16 protein-coding genes are annotated in these 22,818 nt (G+C 66.4%); 4 read left to right on the top strand and 12 right to left on the bottom strand.

What is annotated here, in order from left to right:
* Nucleotides 1-19: 19 nt before the first annotated feature.
* A complete protein-coding gene (locus ASF90_RS10155; protein ID WP_055850350.1) occupies nt 20-592 on the top strand; it encodes a sigma-70 family RNA polymerase sigma factor in 573 nt (190 codons plus the stop codon).
* Nucleotides 589-2,382, top strand: a complete 1,794-nt coding sequence (locus tag ASF90_RS23420) for a hypothetical protein (RefSeq protein ID WP_055849221.1) — start codon at nt 589-591, stop codon at nt 2,380-2,382. Before ASF90_RS10155 ends, ASF90_RS23420 begins: the two co-directional genes overlap by 4 nt.
* A gap of 161 nt (nt 2,383-2,543) precedes the next feature.
* Here the strand turns inward: ASF90_RS23420 and ASF90_RS10145 are convergent, their stop codons facing one another.
* The 8 genes from ASF90_RS10145 to pilG form a co-directional block, all read right to left on the bottom strand.
* Nucleotides 2,544-3,116, bottom strand: a complete 573-nt coding sequence (locus tag ASF90_RS10145; protein ID WP_055849218.1) for a GNAT family N-acetyltransferase — start codon at nt 3,114-3,116, stop codon at nt 2,544-2,546.
* Nucleotides 3,117-3,413: 297 nt separating this feature from the next.
* Entirely contained in the window at nt 3,414-3,893 is a 480-nt protein-coding gene (locus ASF90_RS10140; RefSeq protein ID WP_055849215.1) for a chemotaxis protein CheW, read from the bottom strand.
* Nucleotides 3,894-3,927: 34 nt separating this feature from the next.
* A complete protein-coding gene (locus ASF90_RS10135) occupies nt 3,928-5,121 on the bottom strand; it encodes a chemotaxis protein CheB (RefSeq protein ID WP_055849213.1) in 1,194 nt (397 codons plus the stop codon).
* Nucleotides 5,122-5,128: 7 nt separating this feature from the next.
* Nucleotides 5,129-12,223 (bottom strand): Hpt domain-containing protein, encoded by a 7,095-nt coding sequence (locus ASF90_RS10130; protein ID WP_055849210.1) that lies wholly within the window; start codon nt 12,221-12,223, stop codon nt 5,129-5,131.
* A 113-nt stretch (nt 12,224-12,336) separates the two neighbouring features.
* A complete protein-coding gene (locus ASF90_RS10125; RefSeq protein WP_055849207.1) occupies nt 12,337-14,373 on the bottom strand; it encodes a methyl-accepting chemotaxis protein in 2,037 nt (678 codons plus the stop codon).
* A gap of 39 nt (nt 14,374-14,412) precedes the next feature.
* The gene (locus ASF90_RS10120) at nt 14,413-14,943 is read right to left on the bottom strand and encodes a chemotaxis protein CheW (protein ID WP_055849203.1); all 531 of its coding nucleotides are present in this window, start codon (nt 14,941-14,943) and stop codon (nt 14,413-14,415) included.
* A complete protein-coding gene (locus tag ASF90_RS10115) occupies nt 14,943-15,305 on the bottom strand; it encodes a response regulator (protein WP_006450735.1) in 363 nt (120 codons plus the stop codon). Before ASF90_RS10115 ends, ASF90_RS10120 begins: the two co-directional genes overlap by 1 nt.
* 17 nt (nt 15,306-15,322) lie before the next feature.
* Nucleotides 15,323-15,724, bottom strand: coding sequence for a twitching motility response regulator PilG (gene pilG, locus ASF90_RS10110; protein ID WP_005913706.1), 402 nt, complete (start codon nt 15,722-15,724; stop codon nt 15,323-15,325).
* A gap of 237 nt (nt 15,725-15,961) precedes the next feature.
* Between pilG and gshB the strand changes: the two genes are divergently transcribed.
* A complete protein-coding gene (gene gshB, locus ASF90_RS10105) occupies nt 15,962-16,912 on the top strand; it encodes a glutathione synthase (RefSeq protein WP_055849199.1) in 951 nt (316 codons plus the stop codon).
* A complete protein-coding gene (locus ASF90_RS10100; protein WP_055849196.1) occupies nt 16,909-17,784 on the top strand; it encodes an energy transducer TonB in 876 nt (291 codons plus the stop codon). Before gshB ends, ASF90_RS10100 begins: the two co-directional genes overlap by 4 nt.
* A 218-nt stretch (nt 17,785-18,002) precedes the next feature.
* On the opposite strand, the gene ASF90_RS10095 is transcribed toward ASF90_RS10100, so the two are convergent.
* The 4 genes from ASF90_RS10095 to ASF90_RS10080 all read right to left on the bottom strand — a co-directional run bounded on the left by ASF90_RS10095 (nt 18,003) and on the right by ASF90_RS10080 (nt 22,814).
* Nucleotides 18,003-18,920 carry an ADP-ribosylglycohydrolase family protein gene (locus tag ASF90_RS10095; RefSeq protein WP_055849193.1) on the bottom strand — a complete coding sequence of 306 codons (918 nt, stop codon included), beginning with the start codon at nt 18,918-18,920 and terminating at the stop codon, nt 18,003-18,005.
* Nucleotides 18,917-19,642, bottom strand: coding sequence for a tRNA (adenosine(37)-N6)-threonylcarbamoyltransferase complex dimerization subunit type 1 TsaB (tsaB, locus tag ASF90_RS10090; RefSeq protein ID WP_055849190.1), 726 nt, complete (start codon nt 19,640-19,642; stop codon nt 18,917-18,919). Before tsaB ends, ASF90_RS10095 begins: the two co-directional genes overlap by 4 nt.
* Before the next feature lie 31 nt (nt 19,643-19,673).
* Nucleotides 19,674-21,683 carry an ATP-dependent DNA helicase gene (locus ASF90_RS10085; RefSeq protein WP_055849187.1) on the bottom strand — a complete coding sequence of 670 codons (2,010 nt, stop codon included), beginning with the start codon at nt 21,681-21,683 and terminating at the stop codon, nt 19,674-19,676.
* Between the two features lie 606 nt (nt 21,684-22,289).
* Nucleotides 22,290-22,814: a hypothetical protein gene (locus tag ASF90_RS10080; protein WP_055849184.1), complete on the bottom strand. Its 525-nt coding sequence runs from the start codon at nt 22,812-22,814 to the stop codon at nt 22,290-22,292.
* Nucleotides 22,815-22,818: the final 4 nt, after the last annotated feature.

Raw genomic sequence — 22,818 nt, 5'->3', positions numbered from 1 at the left:
GGTTGCCTATACTGCGCGCATGCATCCTGCCGATCTTGCGCATCTCCCCGACGAGGAGCTCATGCTCCTCGTCGCCAATGGCTTTGTCGAACAGCCGGCCACCGAGCTGTTCAAGCGGCATAACCGCGCCTTGTTCAATTTTCTGGCGTGGCAGTGCGAGGGCAATGTCGGCGAGGCCGAAGACCTGGCACAGAAGACCTGGCTCAAGCTGATGACCCGCTGCAGCGACTACCGCCCCGAGCAAGCCGCCTTCAGCAGTTTTCTATTCCAGATCGCGCGCAATGCGTGGATCGACACCCGCCGTAGTGCTTACGTCGCCACCTCGGTGCCGTTGGACGACAGCCATCTGCACCTGCCCGACGACGACCTGTCCACCGAGCAGCTGGCAATGCTGGGTCAGCAGCAACATCGGGTACGCAGCGCGGTGATGGCCTTGCCCGATGCGCAGCGCGAAGTGATCGTGTTGCGGTTCTTTTCCGGCCTGGCCATCGAAGACATCGCACAGGTGGTCGGCGAAGGCTTCGAGACCGTCAAAAGCCGGCTGCGTTATGCGTTTGCCAAGTTGCGCCTGAGCCTGGACGCCGCGCAGTGAGCACACTATTCGAGCGCTTTATTGCTGGCGAAGATGGCCTGGCCGCGTTGCTACGTGCATTGCCGGCCTACGCGCCGCCCGACAGCATGCAAGCGTGGTTTGCGCAGGCCGCTGCGCAGGCCGACAGCACGCGCAATACCGCTGCGCCTGGATCGGCGCAGACAATATCGGCAGACGCAGCAGACACCTTGCAGTTCGAACCACCAGCGACGATGGGCGCCATCTTCGCTGCCGCTGCCGCGCAGGCGGAGCAGGCGCAGGCCGCACAGCGCGCCGCCATCCACGCACGACTGGCAGACGGCGACGACGCGGCGCAGGCACTGGGTGCGCCGGTACACGACAGCACGCGTGCGTGGTTGCAGCAGCAGCTTCCCGTTGCGTCCACAGCCACGCATGCCGCCACGCCTGCGTTGCGAGAGAACGATGGCGCCGATGCGTCTGTGGGTGATGGCACTGCGCCAGTGGAGGCGACGCAGAAGGCGAGTCGCTCGTCCTCCAGCGTTGCACCAGGTGATACGTCGCTGGCTCCAGTGCTGGCAGCGGCGACGTCACCGATCACCTCGCATGCCGCGCAGAACAGCGATGCAGCACAAGCAACCGATGCAACGCGCGCGCATCCCCCTGTCGCGCGTCGCGCACGACGCCAGCGCTGGATGCCGGCATTGGCGCTGGCGGCCTCGGTCACCCTGGCGGTCGGCGTCGGCCTGCAATGGCAAGCGACTACGCCGCCGACAACATCGATGGAGGCTGCGCCGGCTGCGGCTATGCCAGCCGATCAAGCCCAGGCGGACGCAGAAAAGCTGACAAGATCGGCCCCGGACAATCAGGCACCGCTGCCTCAGATTCCGCAGCCAGAGCCCGCGCCCGCATCAGCGTCAGCGTCAGCGTCAGCGTCAGCGTCAGCAGATTTTGATAGCACGGTCGAAGAACGCATGCATCAACCCGCTTCTGCCCCGCCGCCGCCAGCGTTTGCGCCACCGCCGATGCCCGCGCCCGCGCAACCTGTGGAGTCGTTGGTTGTCGTTCCGACTCCCCCGGCGCCGGCCGCAGCACCTTCCGAACCCGCGCCAATCGCAGCAGCCCCTGCCGCCGACCTCGCGCTGCCGGCGCTACCTGCACCGGTTTCGCCGTCCGTCAGCGCATCAGTCGCCGAGATGCCGTCTCCGTCCGCAAATCGCAACGCCGCTGTGCCGGATACCGCCAACGCCGCGCAGGCACGCGTACGCAGCAAACCGAAGCCGGCAGCTGCGCCTGCGTTTGCCGCTGCGACACCGGCAAACGACATGCAGCCATTCGGGCAATTGGACGCGGGGAACCCTGCGCACTCCACGCCAGCCGCTGCAGTGGTCTCCCGGGCGCCTCAGGATGCACAGCTGTCGCGTGCGCCCTCGATCAAACGCGCACCATTGCAGAAAGACGCTGCCACGCAACAACGCGTGCAAGAACACACCGCAGCGCAGGCTCCCGGGCCGGTATCGACAGTGGCTGCTCCGCAAGCCAGCGCCGCAGACGATGCTGCAAGATCCTCCAAGCCGGTGCACTTGCTTGCGTTGACGACCTCGCCGGATACGTGGCTCGACCACGCGCTGCCTGCCGGACAACGTGGGCCGGTGCAGCTGCGAATCTGGACGGCAGATCCCGAGGCGAACGCGTTCCGACAGTGGCTCGATCAACTGCGCAAGGCATACAGCAAGCGCAATGTATCTGCGCAACTGGACATCGCTCGCGACCCACGGCTGCCAACCGACCGCGTGCGCGTCGAAACGGTGGGCCCAACGCAACCGAAGTGAGTGCAGCCAAAAAAGCGCAGCGAGCAGACGTCAGCCGGCTGTGGACGGCGCACAGGACGCGGAGTATCAACGTGGTCCATGTCGACTACGACCACCGGTCGCGCCGGTCGATGCCGCGCTATCGCAAGCATCCGCTATCGCCAGCAGAAACGCGGCGCACCTCACTCCGCGCCGAACTCCCCGTCTTCGCGCAGCAGGCTGGTCAGCACATGATCGCGCCAGACACCGTTCAACTGCAGATAGCGTCGCGCGCGGCCCTCGATCTGGAAGCCCAGCCGCGCCAGCACCTGCGCGCTGCGCACATTGTCCGGCACGTATTGCGCCATGATCCGATGCAACCCGAGCGGCCCGAACACGAATGCGATGCCCTGCGTGGCGGCCCACTGCATCAACCCGCGCCCCTGATGGGACGCATCCAGCCCGTAGCCGAGATGACAGCCCTGAAACGCCCCGCGCTGAATCTGGGTGAAGCCCACCGTGCCGATCACGTCTGGCCCGGAACACAGCACCAGTTGCAGTTCGCGCTCACCGGGCACCGACGCGCGGTAGGCGATGCACAACCGGCGCCAGCCTTCGACGGTGTAGAACGCAGGCGGCCGCAGCGGCATCGCCTCGATCAGATGGCCGCGGTTGCGCGCGTGATAGTCGGCCACTGCGGCGGGGTCGGCGTTGGCCAGATCGGACAACACCACACCGTCCGCATGGCACACGGGCTTGAAGGCGGGCAGGCTCATGACGTCACTCTACAATCGCGATATCGCGCATCGTATCGATCAGCGCCAGCTGCGCAGCGCGATGCGAAATCCACAACGCTGACGCCGAACCATCCACCCGCCGCGCTCACGCATGCGCGCGACCGCAGACGCATCGCCTGGATTCCAGTCGTTTCAAGCGCGGCGATCCACACGCTGCGTGCATGTCCCGCTTGGATCTGGAGATCACACAGAGGCTGCACTCTGCGCGCACGCCCTGCCGAAGGAGAGCACCGCACACGTCGGTCCGACGGCTGCGGTGTCGCTGTGACGGCTGCTCTAGGCGGCGGCAGCCGAGGCAAGCGCCTGCGCCACCTGCGACTCGATGGCGTCCAGATTCGGCAGCAGCGCGCTCTGCTCACCGAGCAGCACACGCATGTGCACGCCGTCCGGCAGCGCGTCTTCCGAGGCGTCGGCCAGCAAGCCGTCGCGCGGCACCGAGATCAGCTGCGGGAACGAGGCAGTGAGCAATGCGAAGTACGGCAGCACGGGATTGCCGCCCAGCGCCTTCAGCACGATCACCTTGTTGTTGACGGCCGTAGGTTCGTCGCCCAGGCCGCTGAGGCGTGCGAACGACAGCAGCGGCACCTTCCAGCCGTACCAGTCGATGCGCCCAACCACCCACCGCGGCATGTCCGGCAGCGCCTCGACTGCCACGCGCGACATCACCTCGGCCACCGTGGCGTTCGGCAGCAGCACCCGCTCGGTGCCGGCCTGAATCAGGACGCCGCGGATTTCGTCATTGTTGGCGTAGCTCATCGCACCATTCCGAATCTGAGAGGGAGCGCCCGGCTTACGCCGGCCAACGCTGTGCCAACGCCTGCGCCAATTGCGCGGGATCGCCGGTCAAAATGCCTTGTCGTGACAGGCGCGCCGCAGCGGCCGGGTCGTAGCAACCGTCGGCGGACTGACCGGCCAACCAGCCACCCTGCTCGGCCAATGCCAGCGATGCATCCACCAGCGTCTCGTTGGCGCCGCTGAGCATCAGCACTGCACTGTCGGTGGCCGGCAGCGCCGCGATCAGCGCAGCAGGATCGCTATGCGCCACGAAGGCCAGTGCACCTGCGTGTTGCTGCAGGCCAATTTCGTCGGACAACACGTAGACCTTGCTCGGCGCGACCACCTGTCCCGGCTCACCCAGCTCGACCGGCAACGCGGAGACGCGCCCCATCTGCCGCACCAGGTTGCCGTACTGGCCACCATCGAGGGTCATGCGCACCAGTACCGCGCGCGGGAAGTTAGGCGGCAGCGCCGCCAGCAGCCGGCGGATCGCATCCGGCCCACCAATGCCGGCCATCACCAGCACCGCGCCGGTCACTTCGCCGCTGTGTTCCAGATCCACCAGCGACAAGCCGCCGGTCGACAGCGCTGCCACGTCCACTTCGGTACGCGGGCGCACCACCACGGCAACCTCGTCGACCAGACCCCAGGTACTGGAATCGCCCAGCGTCGTACTCGGCTTATCGGCAGCGGCAGCGGCAGGCGTCTGCGCGTGATCGACAGCGCGCGTAAACATGGCATCACCCGGCATGCTTTCGAAGGCATGCGCGGCCGCTTCCAGATGTTGATCGAGTTGCAGGTCCGAATGCTGGCGCGGGGCGAGCGTCAGACCCGGCTCGGGTTGCAGCGAGGGCTCGCTTTCGGTGCCCGGCGGCAACACATCGGCATGGCCGTGCAGCTTGGCGGCCAGATGGCGTACCCAACGCTGCGCTTCCCAGCCCTCGCGGCGCACCGTGAGTTCGGCTTCGTCGAAGATCACCGTCACACCAGGCATATTGAAGGCCGGCTCCAACGCCTCCAGCGCGTCTTCGATCGACGGTTCCAGCGAGACCAGCACCGCTACCGGCTCGGCATCGCGCAGCATCTGCACGTCTACCGCCGACGGTTCGTCTTCCAGCACGACCTGCGCACCGGCCAGGCCGAGCGCTTCGCGCAGACGCTCGCGCGCCTCACCCGGCCGGCCCAGCAGGGCGACCGGAGTTCCCATTGCGCCATTAGTCTCGGACACGAGCGATCCCCAGCAGGTCATACACGTTGCGCATCAGATCCAACTCTTGGTAAGGCTTGCCCAGGTAGCGCTGCACGCCGATCTCGAAGGCGCGCTGGCGATGCTTCTCGCCACTGCGCGAGGTGATCATCACGATCGGCACCGCCTTGAAGCGTGGGTCGGCACGCATCGCGGTGGCCAGCTCGTAGCCGTCCATGCGCGGCATTTCGATATCCAGCAGCATCAGATCCGGAACGCGCTCTTCGAGCAGTTCCAGGGCCTCGACGCCGTCGCGGGCGGTGGTGACATCCAGGTTGTGACGTTCCAGCACGCGGCTGGTGACCTTGCGCATGGTCAGCGAGTCGTCGACCACCATCACCAACGGCACCTGGCGCTGCGCTTCGGCTGGGGTTTCCAGCGTAGGACGCGCCGGCTGGCTGAGGTAACGACGTACCAGCGGCGCCACGTCCAGGATCACTACCACGCGGCCATCGCCGGTGATGGTGGCGCCGTAGATACCCGGCACCGAGGCGATCTGCAGACCCACCGGCTTGACCACGATTTCGCGGTTGCCCAGCACCTGATCGATCGCCACTGCCGCGCGCAGATCGCCCGCACGCACCAGCAGCAACGGCACCTGCGCCTGACCGTCGGCACGTGCAACGGGCTGGCCGACCAGCGAGCCCAGATCGTGCAGCACATACTCTTCGCCGGCGTAGTGGTAACCGCCCTCGCCCGACTCGTAACGGGTGCGCGAGATGCGGCCGATACCGCTGACCGAACCCACCGGCACCGCGAACGTCGTCTCGCCGATGCGCACGAACACCGCCTGGGTGACCGCCAACGTCTGCGGCAGGCGCAGCGTGAAGGTGACGCCCTGCCCGCGTACCGAGTGGATGTCCACCGAGCCGCCGAGCTGACGCACTTCGTTGCGCACCACGTCCATGCCCACACCACGGCCGGACAACTGACTGACCTGTTCGGAGGTGCTGAAACCGGAGGCGAAGATCAGACCATCGAGTTCGGCCTCGCTGAGCTCCTGACCCGGTTCGATCAGGCCGCGCTGCTCGCCACGGCGACGGATCGCCTCGCGATCCAGCCCGGCGCCGTCGTCGGCCACTTCCAGCACGATTTCCGAGCCTTCGCGGCGCAGCCGGATCGCGATATTGCCTTCTTCCGGCTTGCCTGCGTCGCGCCGCTGTTCCGGCGTTTCCAGCCCGTGCGCAACCGAGTTGCGCAGCATGTGTTCCAACGGCGCGACCATGCGGTCGAGCACGTTGCGGTCCAGTTCGCCCTGGGTGCCTTCCAGCAGCAGATGCACTTGCTTGCCGGTCTCGCTGGCCGCCTGGCGCACTACACGGCGCAGACGCGGCACCAGGCCGTCGAACGGCACCATGCGCGCACGCATCAGGCCGTCCTGCAGCTCGGAGCTGACGCGCGACTGCTGTTGCAGCAAGCCGTCGTACTGACGCGAAAGGTCTTCCAGTACACCTTGCAGACCGCCCAAGTCGGCCGCCGATTCGTTCAGCGCGCGGCTGAGCTGCTGCAGGGTGGAGAAGCGGTCCAGTTCCAGCGGATCGAAGGTGCGATCGCCCTGGTCTTGTTCGCGCTGATAACGCGCCACGATCTGCGCTTCGGTTTCCAGATCCAGACGCCGCAACTGGTCGCGCAGACGGGCGTTGGTGCGATCCAGTTCGCCCATGGCGCCACGGAATGCACCCAACTGCTGTTCCAGGCGCGACCGATAGATCGCCACTTCGCCGGCATGGTTGACCAGGCGGTCCAGCAGGTCGGCACGCACGCGCACCTGTTCCTGCTGTGCACGCGGCATCAACTCTTCTTCGACCTGGCCTTCGACCGGGATCGGCGCCGACAACGGTGCCTGCTCCACCGACGCCTTGGCGATCGCGCGGACATCGGCGTCGCTGGGCGGGGCGGCATCGCGGCCACGGGTACGGGTTTCGAATGCTTCCACCAGGTCGGTCGGCATCGACACCGCGCGGTGCATGCCGGTGCGGGTCAACAACTGATGCAACCGGTCGAAGCCGCGTTCGAACAAGCGCACGTCGTCGCGATCGATGTCGGTACGGTTGGCCGCCACTGCTTCGAGCAGCGATTCGATCGCATGCCCGAGGTCGCCGATGGCGTTGATGCCGGCCATGCGCGCGCCGCCCTTGAGCGTGTGCAGATCGCGCTGCAGTCCGTTGAGGACCTCGCGGTCTTCCGGCACTTCGCGCATGCGGGCGATAAGACCATCGCAATGGTCCAGCAGGTCGCGGCCTTCTTCGACAAAGATGTCGATCAGCTCGCCATCGAGCCGATCGAAGTTGAGCGGACCGATATCGAACGCGGCGCCCACTTCGTTGGTGGCCGTCTCGACCGGCGCGGCGTCTTCCACCGGTGCGCTGAAGGCCGCGGCTGCGGTGGTTTCATGCTCGGCGTCTGCGTGCTCGGTGTCGGGTGCGCTGTGGTCTGCAGGCTCGCCGGCATCGACGTGCTCTGCATGCTCCGGGTGTTCGAACTGATCGCGCATTGCGGTCGCGTCGTCATGCTGCGCATGGGCGTCGGCCGTCGCGATCTGGTCATGCAACTCAGGCGCAATCTCGGACTGCGGATCACCCGATTCCTCGACCTGATCGGCCGCATGCGCCATTTCGAACGCCTGCACCGACTCGATGGTCTGCTCCGACACTGCCTCATCGGCGTGCACCGTCTCGGCCTGCTGCGCGTCGGCGTGCTCGGCCTCTGCGTGCGCTGCGTCCAAATGCTCGACGTCCGCCTGCGCGGCTTCGTCGACAGTCTCGGCAGTCAATGCATCGTCGTGCGACAGCTGGTCCGGCTGCGCCTGTTCGATCGCATCCAGCTGCTCGCTCGATTCGCCTTGCGCGTCCGACTGCGACGGTGCGTCGTACGCCGGCTGTGCTTCGGAATGCGCAAGCTGCTCGGCGTCCACATGGTCTTGCGACCCTGCGTGCTCGTCCGCTTGCGCGGCGTACTGTTCCTGTTCGCTGACCTGCGCACCGGCGTCGTGCGCCTGCTGCGACTCGGCGTGCTCTGCGGCCTGGTCTGCGACGTGCTCGGCGTGCTGATCCTGCGCACCGGCGTCATGCTCGGACGACGCAGCAACGTGGTCGAGGTGGCCCTGATCGGCGTACTGACCCTCCTGATCGGTCGAGACGCTGTCCAGCGCCGCGGTTTCCGGGGTCCAGTCCTCGGCGATTGCCGCAGGCGCTTCGTCGGCGACCGGCGCATCGGCGTGCACTGCTTCCAATGCGTCGATGGTTTCGACAGTCGCTTCGTCTGCAACCGTGTCGGTATCGGCCGCTGGCGCTAGCGTCTGCGATTCGCCCAGAGTGGCTTCTGCCTCGGCCAGCTCGTCTACCGCAACGGCATCGTCTGCGTGCGTGCCATGTTCTGCCGCGTCGGACGCAGCGGAAGGCGTTGCATCGGAAGCGACGTCCGTTTCAGTCGCTGCAGCTTCGGCATGGTCTGCAGGCTGCAACGCCGTTTCCGCTGTCTCGGCGTGCTGCAGTTCGGTGGCATCCCAGGCGTCGGCTTCGACCGCCGGCTCATCGGAGGCGTCGTGCGTCGCGGCGGCCTGCAAGGGCGCTTCGTCGTGCTGCGCGGCATCGCCATGCAGCTGTTCGGACTGCTCTGTGTGCGTCACCGCTGCGGCGCCATCGCTGGACGCGGCATCGGACGCGACAAATGCAGTGTCCTGCTCCAGCGCTGCGACGTGTGCATCGCTCGCTGCAGGTGCTTGCAGCGATTCGTTCGCCTCGGCCTCGGCCAGCTCGTCCACCGCAATCGGTGCATCAGCGTGTGCGTCGGCGTCTTGCGACTGGTCGGACGGATGCGTCGGTGCGGCGGTATCGGCCGGCAGTGCGCTGGAGTCCAGGTACTGCGACAGATCTTCCACGCCGGTGAGTTCGACCGCTTCGCTGGCGGCAACTTCATCGCTGGCAGCGTCGAGATCGTCCAGCTCGTCCAGGAACGCCTGCGGCGGCCACTGCGCTTCGGGAAGCGTGTCCACCAACGCGCGCAAGCGCTCGGTCAGGGGCGCAAACGATGGAATCAACGGCGCATCGGCGCGCAGTGCGGTGACCGTGGTGGCGATCGCTGCGGCCGTGGCCGTGATCGCATCGATCCCGTCCTGCGATGGCGTTTGCGACGCCCCCAGCAGACGCTTGACATAACTTTCGGCCGGCGAGGTCACCAAGGTGATTTCCGGCACATCGGTCATCGCGAACGCGCCACTCATGGTGTGCACGGCGCGCAACAATTCTTCGGTTGCCAGTTGCGGCTCGGCCTGGGTGGCCTGCAACCAGGCGTTGACCGTTTCCAGATGCGTGGCGACTTCGGCTTCGAGGATCTCGCGCAGCACGCTGTCCACCGATGCGGGGGTCCCGCCGCTGGCGACAAACGCACCGGCAACCGCAGGAATCGCAGCAGTCTCGGCCGCCACCGGCGTGACCGGTGCGGGCACGTAATAGATCTCTTCGCCGGCGGCAACCCGCTCGGCGATTGCCTGGATTTCCGGCAGATCGGCACTGATGCGGCCCTGGTCGCGCAGCGCTGCATTGAATTGCGGCAGCACCTCGTAGGCCAGCTCGACCATCGCCACGACCGCCGGGCTGGCCGGGCGCGAGTTGTCGAGCACGCGGTTGAGCATGCTCTCGACCTTCCAGCTGAACTCGCCGAGCACATTGGCACCCACCAGACGCCCACTGCCCTTCAAGGTGTGGAAGACGCGGCGGATCGGGCGCAGATGTTCCGGGCTATTCGGCGCAGCGCGCCAGACCGGCAGCAACTGCCCGAGGTTGACCAGCTCTTCGTCGAATTCTTCGAGGAAGACATCGCGGATATCGTCGTCGATATCGCTGTCGCCAAAGCCGCCGAAAATGCCGGCATCGGCATCGGCATCGGCAGCAGCGGCCGGAGCCGGTTCGCTCGCGGCCTGCACCGGCGTGGCGTCGGACGCTGCGTCGCTGCGTGCCGATGCATCCTGCGGACGCTCCACGTCGAATTGCGCGGCGGCAGCGTCGAGCTGTGCCAGGAAGGCAGACGATGCATCGTCCAGTTCGAACTCGCTGACGGTCGCCTGCTGCACACGCGCAGCGGTCTGCTCGGCAGTGGCGTCGGTCGGCGCATCCTGTGCGTCATCCGGCGCGGACTCGACGAACGGATCGTCCAGTTCCTGCGGCGGAGCCGGCGGCGGCGAGAACGCATCGTCGATGCTGATCTGCGCGCGGCGCGCTTCGTTTTCTGCAATGAAGTCCAGCGGCGCGTCGACCTGGTCCGCATCGCCCGGCAGATCGATCTGCTCGATGTGCAGCGGCGTCGTCTCGACCACCGCAGGCGCAGCGGCCTGCTCCTGTTCCAGCGCGCTCAGATCCACGGTGTAGCTGACCTGTGCGGCCTCGCTCGGCGCGTGGCTGTCCTGCTCGGCCGACACCGGGTCGAACGCGGACGTGGCGATCGGTGTGGCCTGCTCGGTAGTTTGCAGCTGCCAATCACCCGGCGCGTGCGCACCGTCGTCGGACAGATCCAGCGGCGCAACCGTAAACGGCACGTGCGCCTGCCCGGAGAGGGTTTCTTCCGCGGCCACCGGGTCGAACGAGAACACCGTATCGGTGGCCGCAGCGCCGGTGTCGTGCACCACGCTGGCCGCGAACGGCGTTTCGACCACGGTTTCGTTAGCCCATTCCAGCGACGCGACAGGCGCCGCATCGTTGGATGCTGCTTCCGGCGTGCCGGCGTGCGGGGTAAGCGACGCAGCGACCGGCTGCGACTCAGCCACGTTGCCCGGCTGGTCGGCGCCGACCGGCAATTCGGACGGTTGGCCCGACGGTAGCGGCCAATAACGCAGTGTTTCCAGGCTGTTGCGGGTGATGTCCAGAATCTCTTCGCGGCCGGGACGGCGCTCGCGCAGGGCTTCCAGGTAGTACTCCAGGCTGGCCATCGCGTCGGCCAGCGTATCCAGCTGGCGGCCGCTGGGCACGCGCTGCTTGCCGATCAACTCCAGATCGACGTAGCGACGCACACCTTCAAGATAATCGGCAGCCTGCGGCAGTTCGAGGATGCGCAAGGCACCACCGACTTCGCCGAGCAGATGCGGCACATCGGTCAGACGCGCGTGATCCCAATTGGTTTCGATAAAGGCGACGAAATGCTCGCGCGCCGCACCGAAATTGGCGATCGCTTCCTGCGCCAGCACATCCACGGTGCGGCGCACTTCCGCCGAGGTGGCGCTGTTGCCGGCCTCATTGCCGTCGCCGATGTCGGCACCAAGACTGGCGACCTGATCGTCCAGCGACGCATCCACGTACAACAGCGCGCCGGCGATATCCAGCAGCACGCCTTCGTCCATCTGCACCTGGCCATCGACCACGCGCGCCAGCGCATCGCGCTGCTGCACGACGACGTTGCGTGCCACGCCCAGACCCATCATGCCCAGGGTGTCGGCAACGCTGCCGAGGTCCTTGACCTGGGTCTGCAGCTCGGCGATGTCGCCGCCGGTGCGCAGGTGCAGGTCCAGCGCGTCTTTCACGCGCAGCAATTCTTCCTTGACCGCACTGCCGACAGTGTCGAGCAGTTCGCGGTTGCGGCCAGACAGGCTGCCGCGCGCGTGATCCAGCTCGGCTTCGGTGGCAACACCGGCCTGCGGGTCGAATGCGAACAACACGCTCTCGTTGAGACCCGGCTGGCCACGAGTGGCGCGGATTTCATTGAGCAGCGGCAGCAGCACAATCGGAATATCGCGGTGACCGTTCTGCAGACGCTCCAGATAATCGGGCAGCAGCACGGTGCCACGCATCAGCATGGCGCAGGCTTCGTCGCGGTCGGCCACTTCGCCGGCCTGTACGGCCTGGGCGAGCAGCTCAAGCTCCTCGGCCACCATCGCCGGCGCGTACAACTCGACCATGCGCAAGGTGCCCTGCACTTGGTGCAGGTAACCGGCGCACAGCCGCATCCGACTGGTATCGGACGGTTCTTCGGCGAAGTATTCGATCTCGTTGCGCGCCTGGCGCAACGTTTCGTCCAGCTCCGGCTTGACCCAGCCCAGTGCGGCGTGGCTCATCGCATCGCGAAGCGCACTCATTGCAGCCCCCTGACAACGGCCGGCTCACCGCTTGCGCGGTCACCGGTCACTTCCTGCATCGACGTAATGCGACTACGCGCCATCTGCTGATCCTTTCCCATTCCGCGTCGTGGTCACGCCGGCAGCTTGAAGTCGGCGACCGAACGGCGCAGATCGGCAGCGAGCTGAGCCAGGTTGCCGATCGAGTCGGCCGTCTGTTCCGCACCCTGCGATGTCTGGCTGGTGATCTGACGGATCACGCCCATGGTCTGTGTGATATCGGTGGCCGCCGCCGACTGCTGGTGTGCGGCGATGGAGATGTTCTTGATGAGGTTATTCAGTGCGTTGGACACGCGCTCGATTTCGGTCAGCGCGGTGCCGGCGTCTTCGGCCAGGCGTGCACCGGACACCACTTCGGAGGTGGTCTGCTCCATCGAGCTGACCGCCTCGTTGGTATCGGCCTGAATGGTCTGCACCAGGCCTTCGATCCGGCGCGTCGCACCGGAGGTGCGTTCGGCCAGGCGTTGCACTTCGTCGGCCACCACAGCGAAACCGCGACCGGCCTCGCCTGCCGAGGCCGCCTGCACCGCGGCGTTGAGCGCCAGGATGTTGGTCTGCTCGGAAATGTCGTTGATCAGTTCCACGATCGAGCCGATTTCCTGGGTCGATTCGCCCAGGCGCTTGATGCGCTTGGAGGTTTCCTGGATCTGGTCGCGAATCTGGTCCATGCCCTGAATCGTTTCGCGCACCACGCCGGCACCTTCGGCGGCGATGACCACCGAGCGCTGCGCCACTTCGGCCGACTCGGTGGAGTTGCGCGACACCTGTTCGATGCTGGCAGCGATTTCGCTGATGCGCTCGGACGCGGTGGTGATCTGGTTGGCCTGCTGGCCAGCGGCTTCGGCCAGCTGCATCGCAGTGGCCTGGGTTTCCTGGGTCGACACGGCCACCTTGGCCGAAGTGTCGTTGATGGTGGTCACCAGGTGACGCAGTTCGTCCACGGCGTAGTTGATGGCGTCTGCGATGGCGCCGGTCATGTCTTCGGTCACCGAGGCCTTGACGGTCAGATCGCCTTCACCGAGCGAGCTGATTTCGTCCAGCAACCGCATAATCGCCTGCTGGTTGCGGCTGTTGAATTCAACCTGTGCCTGGTAGCGCACGTCCTGCTCGCGGGTCCGTACGCGCACCGAGCTCCACACGAAACCGACGATGGCCAGCAACGCGATAAGGCCGGAGACCACACCCAGCCAGAAGTTCGGAAACAGGCGCGTATCGCGCACCGAACCGAAGGCGGAGAACGCATCGAACAGCTTCTTGCTGTCGTCCAGCATCTTGCTCGAACCGGCGGTCAGCGCTGCAGCCGACGACTGCGCGGCGAACAGGTTGCGCGAGCTGGCGAGGATGGCGTCGATGTCCTTCTTCATCGTCGTCCACTGCGCCTGCGACTGCTCCAGCGCCGACAACGCGGCCGGATTGCGCACCGCGGCGATGCCCATTTCTTCGTTACCTGCGCGCAGGCCTTCCAGCATCTGCGTGAACACCACCGAGTCGCGTGCCAGCGCGTCGCCCGAGGCGGCGGCATTGGCGCCACCGGCGCGCATTTCGGTGACCCGGCGCGCCATGGTGCCGGCAACCACGACCTGCTGCAGCGTGTTGTAGATCTGCGATGCGGGTGCGCCGCTGACCGTCATCGCGCGCACCACTTCATTCAACTGCGCCTGCAGCTGCGGCACGTTGCCGGAAAAGCGTTCGGCGTTGCCGGCCAGACCGAGCACCGCCGGTTCGCTGGCGATGACCTGGTCGGCGTTCTTGCTGAGCGGCACCCAGGTCGCCTTGAGTTGCGCCATCGAACTGGCCACCGAGCCTTCCTGGCCGTAGCGGCCATCCAGTTCGCTCACCGTGCTGTCGATGCGGCCCTTGGTTTCCTTGAAGGCCGCAAACGCCTTGGCATCGCCGGACACCGCTTCGCGGCCCTGGTTGGCCAGCTGCTGCGAGAGCACCTGCAAGTCGGCCGCGCCGGTGCCGGCACCGGCAAGACGACTGCCTTGCCAGGTCGCGACGCCGGTATTGGCGCCAAACACGATCATCGACAACACCAGCAAGCCAAGCCAGAAGCTGGTGCTGACGCTGCCGAGCTTGTTGGTCTTGCGGGCGTCCGGGGCGGTACTCATGGTTCGACCTCGATCTGTATGACGTGGCGGGGTCGCGGCTTAGGCCGCGGCCTGCCGGAATTCAGGAGTGCGCGACAGCAACGCCAGGGAGAACACACCCCAGTCCTGCGTCTCGTTGCGGAAGGCACGGCCGATAAAGTGCGCGTAGCGGCCCTGGGCCAACTCGCCGGGCTCGACCGCCTGTGACTGTTCGAAGCTGCGTTGGCCGTACAGCTCATCGATGGTCAGCGCGACGTCGCCGCCGCTCTGCCGCATGATCAGCACACGCTGGCCTTCCTGCAGCACCGTGCGACGGCCCTCCAGGAACTGCTTCAGATCGATCACCGGAAACAGATTGCCGCGCAGGTTGCCCACGCCCAGCAACCAAGGCTGCCCGCCGGGCACCGGCGTCACCGGCGGCATCGGCACGATTTCCGCCACTTCGCGGAAATCCGACACCAGTCGCCGGGTACCGACCCGGTAGCCGACGCCACGCCAGATATCGACCGAGAACTGGCGTTCCGGCAGCGGCGTGGCATGCGCAAGACTACGACGCTCGTAGTCTTCAAGAATATCGAATGGAGAACGCATCAACGCACCAGTTGTTTGATGCGTGCGATCAGATCGTCTTCGCGCGGCGGCTTGACGATGTAGTCGCTGGCACCTTGTCGCAAACCCCAGGCCTTGTCGGTTTCCATGCCCTTGGTGCTGACCAGCAGCACGGGGATGTCCTTGGTGGCCTGGTCGCGTGCAAGTGCACGCGTTGCCTGGAAGCCGCTCATGCCGGGCAGCACCACATCCATCAACACCAAATCGGGCGCCTGGCTGCGAATCAGCTCAAGTCCCGCTTCGGCGTTGTCGGTGGCGACAACCGTATGGCCAGCTTTTTCCAGCCATTGACTGAAGACTGCCCGATCGGTGGGCGAGTCCTCGATCAATATAATTCGAGCCATGTTGCCTTTCCCCCTGGTCAGGCGTGGACGTACGTGCGGATCGCGCTCAGTAGTTCTTCACGGGTGAATGGCTTGGTCAGATATTGCTCGGAGCCGACGATGCGGCCGCGTGCCTTGTCGAACAGGCCATCCTTGGAAGACAACATGATCACCGGCGTCGACTTGAAGAGCTGGTTGCCCTTGATCAACGCACACGTCTGGTACCCATCCAGGCGCGGCATCATGATGTCGACGAAAATGATCTGAGGTTGCTGGTCCGCAATTTTGGCCAGTGCCTCGAAACCATCCGTCGCTGTCACTACTTCACAACCTTCCCGCTTCAGCAGCGTTTCGGCGGTGCGGCGAATGGTCTTCGAATCATCGATCACCATCACCTTCAGTCCTGCGAGTTCCCCACCCGCAGCAATGTTTTCACTCATGCAAATATCCCCGGACGCGCAACGCTTCATCCCTTCCGACGTCGCTACGAAACTGCATGTATATCCCAAGACCCGCATTGACTGTCAAGGGCGCATTGCCGGGCCCCCGCCAGGCGGACGTTCCGACCGCGTCTGGGTGCGTCCGGACCGGCAAGTCGCGCATTTGCGACCCGCCAGACACGCCATCGCCCACCGCTTGAAGTTACCATCGGCAGCTTGTTCGAAAGGTTTAGCCCCATGTTGCTCGACGTCGTTGTGGTGATGGATCCCATCGCCTCCATCAAGATCGCCAAAGACACCACCTTCGCCATGCTGCTGGAAGCCCAGCGCCGTGGTCATCGCCTGCATTACGTGCGCCCGGGCGGACTCAGCCTGCGCGAGGGCCGCGCGGTGGCGCAGGTCGCGCCGCTGAGCGTGCGTGAGGATAAAGCCGGCTGGTTCACCCTGGGCGAGTTCGCCGAACTGGCATTCGGCCCCGGCCAGGTGGTGCTGATGCGCAAGGATCCGCCGGTGGATGCCGAGTTCGTCTACGACACCCAGGTGTTGAGCGTGGCGCAGCGCGCCGGCGCGCAGATCGTCAACGACCCGCAGGGCCTGCGCGACTACAACGAGAAGCTGGCGGCGCTGCTGTTTCCGCAGTGCTGCCCGCCGACCCTGGTCAGCCGCGATGCGGCGGCGCTGAAAGCCTTCGTACTGGAACATGGACAGGCGGTGCTCAAGCCGCTGGACGGCATGGGCGGGCGTTCGATCTTCCGCAGCGGCACCGGCGACCCCAACCTCAACGTGATCCTGGAGACGCTGACCGACGGCAACCGCAAACTGACCCTGGCGCAGCGCTTCATCCCCGACATCACCGCCGGCGACAAGCGCATCCTGCTGGTGGATGGCGAGCCAGTGGACTATTGCCTGGCGCGGATTCCGCAGGGCGATGAATTCCGCGGCAACCTGGCCGCCGGCGGGCGTGGCGAAGGCCGGCCGTTGTCCGAGCGCGACCGTTGGATCGCCGCGCAGGTCGGCCCGGAAATGCGCCGGCGCGGCATGCGCTTTGTGGGCCTGGACGTGATCGGCGATTACCTGACCGAGGTCAACGTCACCAGCCCCACCTGCGTGCGCGAGTTGGACGCGCAGTTCGGCCTGAACATCGCCGGGCTGCTGTTCGACGCGATCGAGGCCGGCGCCGCGCAATGAGCACGGCCGCGGCGCAGCCTGCTGCGATGGATGAGCGCCAGCGCCTGAGTGCGATGCTGGTGATCTCGCTGTTGCTGCACGCCGCGCTGATCCTGGGCGTGGGTTTTACGATCAGCGAAGACGCGCCGCTGGTACCGACGCTGGATGTGATCTTCAGCCAGACCAGCACGCCGTTGACGCCCAAGCAGGCCGACTTCCTGGCCCAGGCCAACCAGCAGGGCGGCGGCAACCACGACACCGCCCAGCGTCCGCGCGACAGTCAACCTGGCGTGGTGCCGCAGGACCGCACCGGGCTTGCCCCACAGGCGCAGCGCGCAACCAGCGTGCAGGCCCCGGAGCCGACCCAGACCCGCGTGGTGAGCAGCCGTCGCGGCGAGCAGGCGGTGCCGACGCCACAACCCAATCCGCAGACCGATCCGCTCACCCCGGCCGATGCGCAGCGCGTGCAGCGCGATGCGGAAATGGCCCGGCTTGCGGCCGAAGTGCATCTGCGCTCGGAGCAATACGCCAAGCGCCCGAACCGCAAGTTCGTGTCGGCCAGTACCCGCGAATACGCTTACGCCAACTATCTGCGCGCCTGGGTGGATCGCGCCGAGCGCGTGGGCAATCTGAATTATCCGGACGACGCGCGTCGGCGCCGACTGGGCGGCAAGGTGGTCATCAGCGTGGGCGTACGCCGCGACGGCAGCGTGGAAAGCAGCCGCGTCCTGATCTCCAGCGGCGTGCCGGCGCTGGACGATGCCGCGCTGCGCGTGGTGCAGCTGGCCCAGCCCTTCCCGCCCCTGCCCAGGACCAAGGACGACGTGGACATTCTGGAAGTCACGCGCACCTGGTTGTTCCTGCCCGGCGGCGAGCTGCACGACGACCGCTGAAGGTGCGGTGGAACCCGACCGATCTGCGCGGGCCATGCGAGGTGTTGCGGTTCGGGCACGATGCGGATTTTCACCCTTGGGCTGGTGCGGCGTCCCTTCAGGCGGGTGCGACCTGCAGGCCGGCGCGATCGCGTTGCCCGCGTTGATTGAGCGGAGCATTGACAACGATCACAGCCGGCTGCGGCCGCCAGTGTGTTCAGCCAAGCGGTCGCCGTAAGTCAGGCAACCTGCGCCGCGGCATGCAACTGGTCGGCCAATGCCACAATCTCGGCAGCATCCTGGACCCGCTCGCGCCAGGCGGCCGGAATGCCGTCGACGCCGTAGAACGCGCCGGCCAGCTGGCCGCAGATCGCAGCGGTGGTGTCGGCATCGTCGCCCAGGTTGGCCGCGCGCAGCACCGCATCGGCGAACGTCTCGGTGGTGGCGAAGCACCAGAGCGCGGCCGACAGCGAATCGACCACATAGCCGGTGCCGCGGATCTGCGCCGAGGGCACGGACGCGTGGTCGCGCGCAGCCAATGCGCGCACTGCCGGCGTCACCAAACTATCGCACTGCGTTTGCAGCACTGTCTTACGATCGCCACCGAGCAGCGCGGCGCGCAGCTGCAACGCGAACAGCCGGCAGGCATCCAGCGCTTCGGCGGCGGCATGCGTGGTGCGCGAACTGTCCGCGGCACGCGCGCCCAATTCGTCGGGGCGATGCGCGTAATACATCGGCACCGGGGCCAGCCGCATCAACGCGCCGTTACCGGCCGTGCGCGGGTCCTCGCTGCCGCTGAAGGCCGGTCCGCCATCCAGATACCGCTCCAGCGCCTGCCGCACGGTGCCGCCAATATCGAAACAGGTGCCGGTGCTGCTGAGGTAACCGTGCTGGTACCAGTTGCAGTAGCGATTCATCTGATCGGCGGCATCGAATCCGTGCCGATACAGCAGGCTGTGCGCCAGGCACAGGGCCATCGAGGTGTCGTCGGTCCATTGCCCGGCACGCAGCGCGAACGGGCCACCGCCGCGCATGTCGTCGATCGGGGTAAAGCTGCCGGGCGCGCAAAATTCCAGCGTGGTGCCAAGCGCATCGCCGACCGCCAGACCCAGCAGACAGCCGCGAAACCGCGCGCGTTCGCTATCGCCGCGTGTCATGGCGCGGCTAAGGCTGCGGCTGCCTTCGCTGCACGTGCGGCCTGTTGCTCGACCAGCGTCAGTGCGACGTTATCGCGCAGATAGGCAGGCTCCACGCGTTCCGGCGCCACGCCTTCGCCGCGCTGCAACGCCGGTACCGCCAGCGTGAGCAGGTCGGCGGCATGCGGCAAGGCGCTGGCATCAACGCTGCTCAACTGCGTTGCAAAACGCTGCTGCAGCAGACCATCGGCGGCAGCGAACCCGGTGCCCACTCCGGCGAAGTAGTGCTGTGTTTCGGGCACGACCAGCGTATCGGGCGTGCAAACCACTTCCGGCGCCAGTTCCAAAAACCCATTGCCATGACGCGCGAAGACGCCGGCATACACCTCGCCCATACGCGCATCGATGCAGGCCAGCACATGCGTGGCATCGGCAGGCGCACGCAGCGCCAGCACCTGCAGCGTGGAGACCGCAAGCACCGGTCGATCCAGACCCAATGCAATGCCCTGCGCGATGCCGATGGCCAGGCGCACGCCGGTAAACGCGCCGGGCCCACGACTGACCGCAATCGCATCGAGCTGACGCCGCGTGATGCCGGCTTCGGCCAGCAACTGCTCGGCCCACGGCAACGCCAGTTCCGCATGGCGACGTGGCGCCAGTTCGAAACGCTCGATGACGCGCCCGTCTACGGACAGCGCGACGGAACAGGCTTCGGTAGAGGTTTCGAATGCGAGAACGTTCATGGCAGGGCCGCAACAGGAAGAAGGAGAAGGATCAGCCGTCGCCGAACGGCAACGTCAGTCCGGCATTGTCACCCAGCGGCGCGGAGACGCCAAAAAACGCCCGCACATCGGCGATTTCACGCGTGCGCGCAAACGGTGGCAGCGACTTCATGAAAGTGCGTCCGTAGCTCTTGTTCACCAATCGCGGGTCGCACAGCACCAGCACGCCACGGTCGGTCTCGCTGCGAATCAGCCGCCCAACACCCTGCTTGAGCGCGATGACCGCCTGCGGCAACTGCTCGTCGCGAAAGGGGTTGCCGCCCTCGCGGCGGATCGCATCCAGGCGCGCTTCGAACACCGGGTCGTCGGGCGCGGCAAACGGCAGTTTGTCGATCACCACCACGCTCAATGCATCGCCGACCACGTCCACGCCCTCGCGGAAACTGGCCGACCCCAGCAGCACGCCGTTGCCGGAATCGCGAAAGCGCTGCAACAGCGTGGCGCGCGGTGCTTCGCCCTGTACGAACAACGGCCACGGCGCACCACGCAGTGCTTCGGCCGCTTCGCGCAGCGCGCGGTGCGAGGCGAACAACAAGAACGCGCGGCCGTTGGAGGCGTCCAGCACCGGGGTCAACGCCGCGATCAAGGCGGTACCGAAACCGCGCGCGGCCGGATCGGGCAGATTGGGTGGCAGGTAGCACAACGCCTGACGTTCCCAGTCGAAGGGACTGGGCTGCAGCAAGGTCACCGGGTCGCTCAAGCCCAATCGCAGCGCGATGTGGTCGAACTCGCCGCCCACCGCCAGCGTGGCCGAGGTGAATACCCAGGCTGCCTGTGATTTTTCGCGGTGCTCGCGCAGCGGCCCGGACACGTCCAGCGGCGTGCGCTGGCAGCGGAATCCACGCGGACTGAGCTCATACCAGAGCACATCGTTGTCGACGGCCTGTTCCGGCAGATCCTGGGCAAAATCCGCCACCGGCACGTCTTCGCCCAGCCAGCGCGACAAGCGGTTCAGCGCTTCCTGCGCACGTGCGGTGCAGCCATCGAATCCCGGTGAGGCCTCGCGCAACGGCAGCAGCGATTCGCCCAAGCGCGCCAACGCCGACAGCACCGCATCGAACCCTTCGCGCACCTGCGGTTTGGCCAGCGCACGCCATTGCGTGCCGCGCGGCGGCAGGCCTTCCATGCCGGCGCGCAGGCCGCGCAAGGCCTCGTCCAGGGCGAGGATCGGCTCTTGCAGACTGGCCTGCGCACCGGCGACCAGACGCGCTTCGACCATGCAATCGCGCGCCAGCTCCTGCCACGGCCGCATGCCGAAACTTTCGCCAAAGAAATTGGCTGCCAACTCCGGCAGCTGGTGCGCTTCGTCGATGACAAAGGCCTGCGCGCCCGGCAGGATCTCGCCGAAGCCTTCCTGCTTGAGCGCCAGATCGGCCAACAGCAGATGGTGATTGACCACGACCAAATCGGCGGCCTGCGCACGCTGGCGTGCCTGCACCACGAAGCACTCGCTGTAGAACGGGCACTCGGTGCCGAGGCAGTTGTCGACGGTGGAGGTCACCATCGGCAGCAGCGGCGAATCGTCCGGCAAGGCTTCCATCTCGGCCATGTCGCCGTACTGGGTGCGTCCGCTCCAGGCCACGATGCGCTGGAATTGCGACACCTGCTCGGGCGTGGCGAAGCGCGGCTCGCCACGCGCCTGCTGGGTGCGGTATTTGCACAGGTAATTGGCGCGGCCTTTCAACAACGCACTGCGCAACCCGATGCCCAACGCGGCGCGCACGCGCGGCAGATCGCGGTGGAACAGCTGATCCTGCAGCGCACGCGTGCCGGTCGAGACGATGGTCTTGAGCCCGGACAGCAATGCCGGCACCAGATACGCATAGGTCTTGCCGGTGCCGGTGCCGGCCTCGGCCAGCAGCACGTCGCGCTGTTCGAACGCCTCGGCGATGGCGCCGGTCAGGCGCAACTGCGCATCGCGCGGCGCAAACGCATCGAGCTGACGCGCAAGCGCCCCGCCCTCGCTGAGCGCCTCGATGCTGGCAGTGGCAAGTTGGGACATGAGACCGACGGATGCGGAAGAAGAAGCACGACAGCCTAGCGCGTGCGCGGTGATGCTGCCTGGATCGGGTCTGCAGCAGTCGGTAAACACTTCATCGCGGTAAGGCGACTGCGGCAGACGTGAGAGGGTGATGCATCGATTTTACAGCTGCGTTGTGCCATGCGCGGCTGATGCCGATTGCCAGCGAGGCCCAGGCGCCTTCGATGCAGTTGGCGCGCGCTGATCGCTGCGTCATCCGTGCGGTCCGATGCGCTGTTACGTTTTTGTCGCTAGAGATGCGCTGCCCCATCCGGACACAGATTGCATCCCGATCGGCGATGCAAACTTCGTCACCCAGCGGCTTGGTTGGCATGAATCGGCGACTTGCAGACAACAAGGCAGATTGCCCATGCCACGCGCGTGGTCACACATCACCCAGAAGCGGCCAAAGGCACGCAACCACGAACGCATAGCACTCGAACACCAGACCTGCTGCGGACGAGGCAGAGGGTGCTGTTATCGAGTGACCTATAAGAGGCCCGCTTACGAAACTACTCGCTCAACCGCGCATGACGCAGCCAGCCGAACCGGCCGCGCTGCTGGCAGCGCAACCGGTATTCCACGCACTCAGTACCGCTTCACGCCCGGCACGGTGCAGCCGGCGATCTGCGACTTGGCCGAGGCAGCATTTTCCTTTTCGCCACGCGCCAGCCGCGATTGTTCGATGGTGGCCCAATGGCGCCGGCACAGCGGGCCGGTCTTGGAGCCAAGCTCCACAGCCTGGTTGGCAAAGCGTTCGGCGGCCGGCCAATCGGCCTGCAGCACGGCCACTTCGGCACGCTCCTGCAGGATCGCCGGGTCGCCGGACACCAGCCCCAGGGCCTGATCCAGCGCCGCCGCAGCGCCGGGCAGATCGCCGGCCTGGCGCTTGGCCTTGGCGCTCTCGCGCAGATCGTCCACCTGCGGGTCGCGCAGCGGCTGCACCGACAACTCGGTGTCGTCCACGCCGGCTTCGCGTTCGATCAGCAACAGCCGTTGGGTGGGCGTGGTCGGGTCCACCGGGGTCGGCGGCGGCGCGGGCGGCGCACTGACGCAGGCAGTGACTGCGGCGAGCACGCCGATCAGGACAACAAGGCGGTGCAATCGGATCATGGGG

The sequence above is a fragment of the Xanthomonas sp. Leaf148 genome, assembly GCF_001423585.1.
Classification (GTDB): Bacteria; Pseudomonadota; Gammaproteobacteria; order Xanthomonadales; family Xanthomonadaceae; genus Xanthomonas.
Note: the sequence above shows the minus strand (reverse complement) of the source record. Positions and strands in the feature narration are given on the sequence as shown.

Excerpts from the sequence above, each read along its gene's own strand:
- ASF90_RS10080 (WP_055849184.1), bottom strand. The coding sequence starts at position 22,814 with ATGATCCGATTGCACCGCCTTGTTGTCCTGATCGGCGTGCTCGCCGCA.
- gshB (WP_055849199.1), top strand. The coding sequence starts at position 15,962 with ATGTTGCTCGACGTCGTTGTGGTGATGGATCCCATCGCCTCCATCAAG.
- ASF90_RS10155 (WP_055850350.1), top strand. The coding sequence starts at position 20 with ATGCATCCTGCCGATCTTGCGCATCTCCCCGACGAGGAGCTCATGCTC.
- ASF90_RS10145 (WP_055849218.1), bottom strand. The coding sequence starts at position 3,116 with ATGAGCCTGCCCGCCTTCAAGCCCGTGTGCCATGCGGACGGTGTGGTG.
- pilG (WP_005913706.1), bottom strand. The coding sequence starts at position 15,724 with ATGAGTGAAAACATTGCTGCGGGTGGGGAACTCGCAGGACTGAAGGTG.
- ASF90_RS10140 (WP_055849215.1), bottom strand. The coding sequence starts at position 3,893 with ATGAGCTACGCCAACAATGACGAAATCCGCGGCGTCCTGATTCAGGCC.
- tsaB (WP_055849190.1), bottom strand. The coding sequence starts at position 19,642 with ATGAACGTTCTCGCATTCGAAACCTCTACCGAAGCCTGTTCCGTCGCG.
- ASF90_RS10130 (WP_055849210.1), bottom strand. The coding sequence starts at position 12,223 with ATGAGTGCGCTTCGCGATGCGATGAGCCACGCCGCACTGGGCTGGGTC.
- ASF90_RS10095 (WP_055849193.1), bottom strand. The coding sequence starts at position 18,920 with ATGACACGCGGCGATAGCGAACGCGCGCGGTTTCGCGGCTGTCTGCTG.
- ASF90_RS10115 (WP_006450735.1), bottom strand. The coding sequence starts at position 15,305 with ATGGCTCGAATTATATTGATCGAGGACTCGCCCACCGATCGGGCAGTC.
- ASF90_RS10125 (WP_055849207.1), bottom strand. The coding sequence starts at position 14,373 with ATGAGTACCGCCCCGGACGCCCGCAAGACCAACAAGCTCGGCAGCGTC.
- ASF90_RS10100 (WP_055849196.1), top strand. The coding sequence starts at position 16,909 with ATGAGCACGGCCGCGGCGCAGCCTGCTGCGATGGATGAGCGCCAGCGC.
- ASF90_RS10120 (WP_055849203.1), bottom strand. The coding sequence starts at position 14,943 with ATGCGTTCTCCATTCGATATTCTTGAAGACTACGAGCGTCGTAGTCTT.
- ASF90_RS10135 (WP_055849213.1), bottom strand. The coding sequence starts at position 5,121 with ATGGGAACTCCGGTCGCCCTGCTGGGCCGGCCGGGTGAGGCGCGCGAG.
- ASF90_RS10085 (WP_055849187.1), bottom strand. The coding sequence starts at position 21,683 with ATGTCCCAACTTGCCACTGCCAGCATCGAGGCGCTCAGCGAGGGCGGG.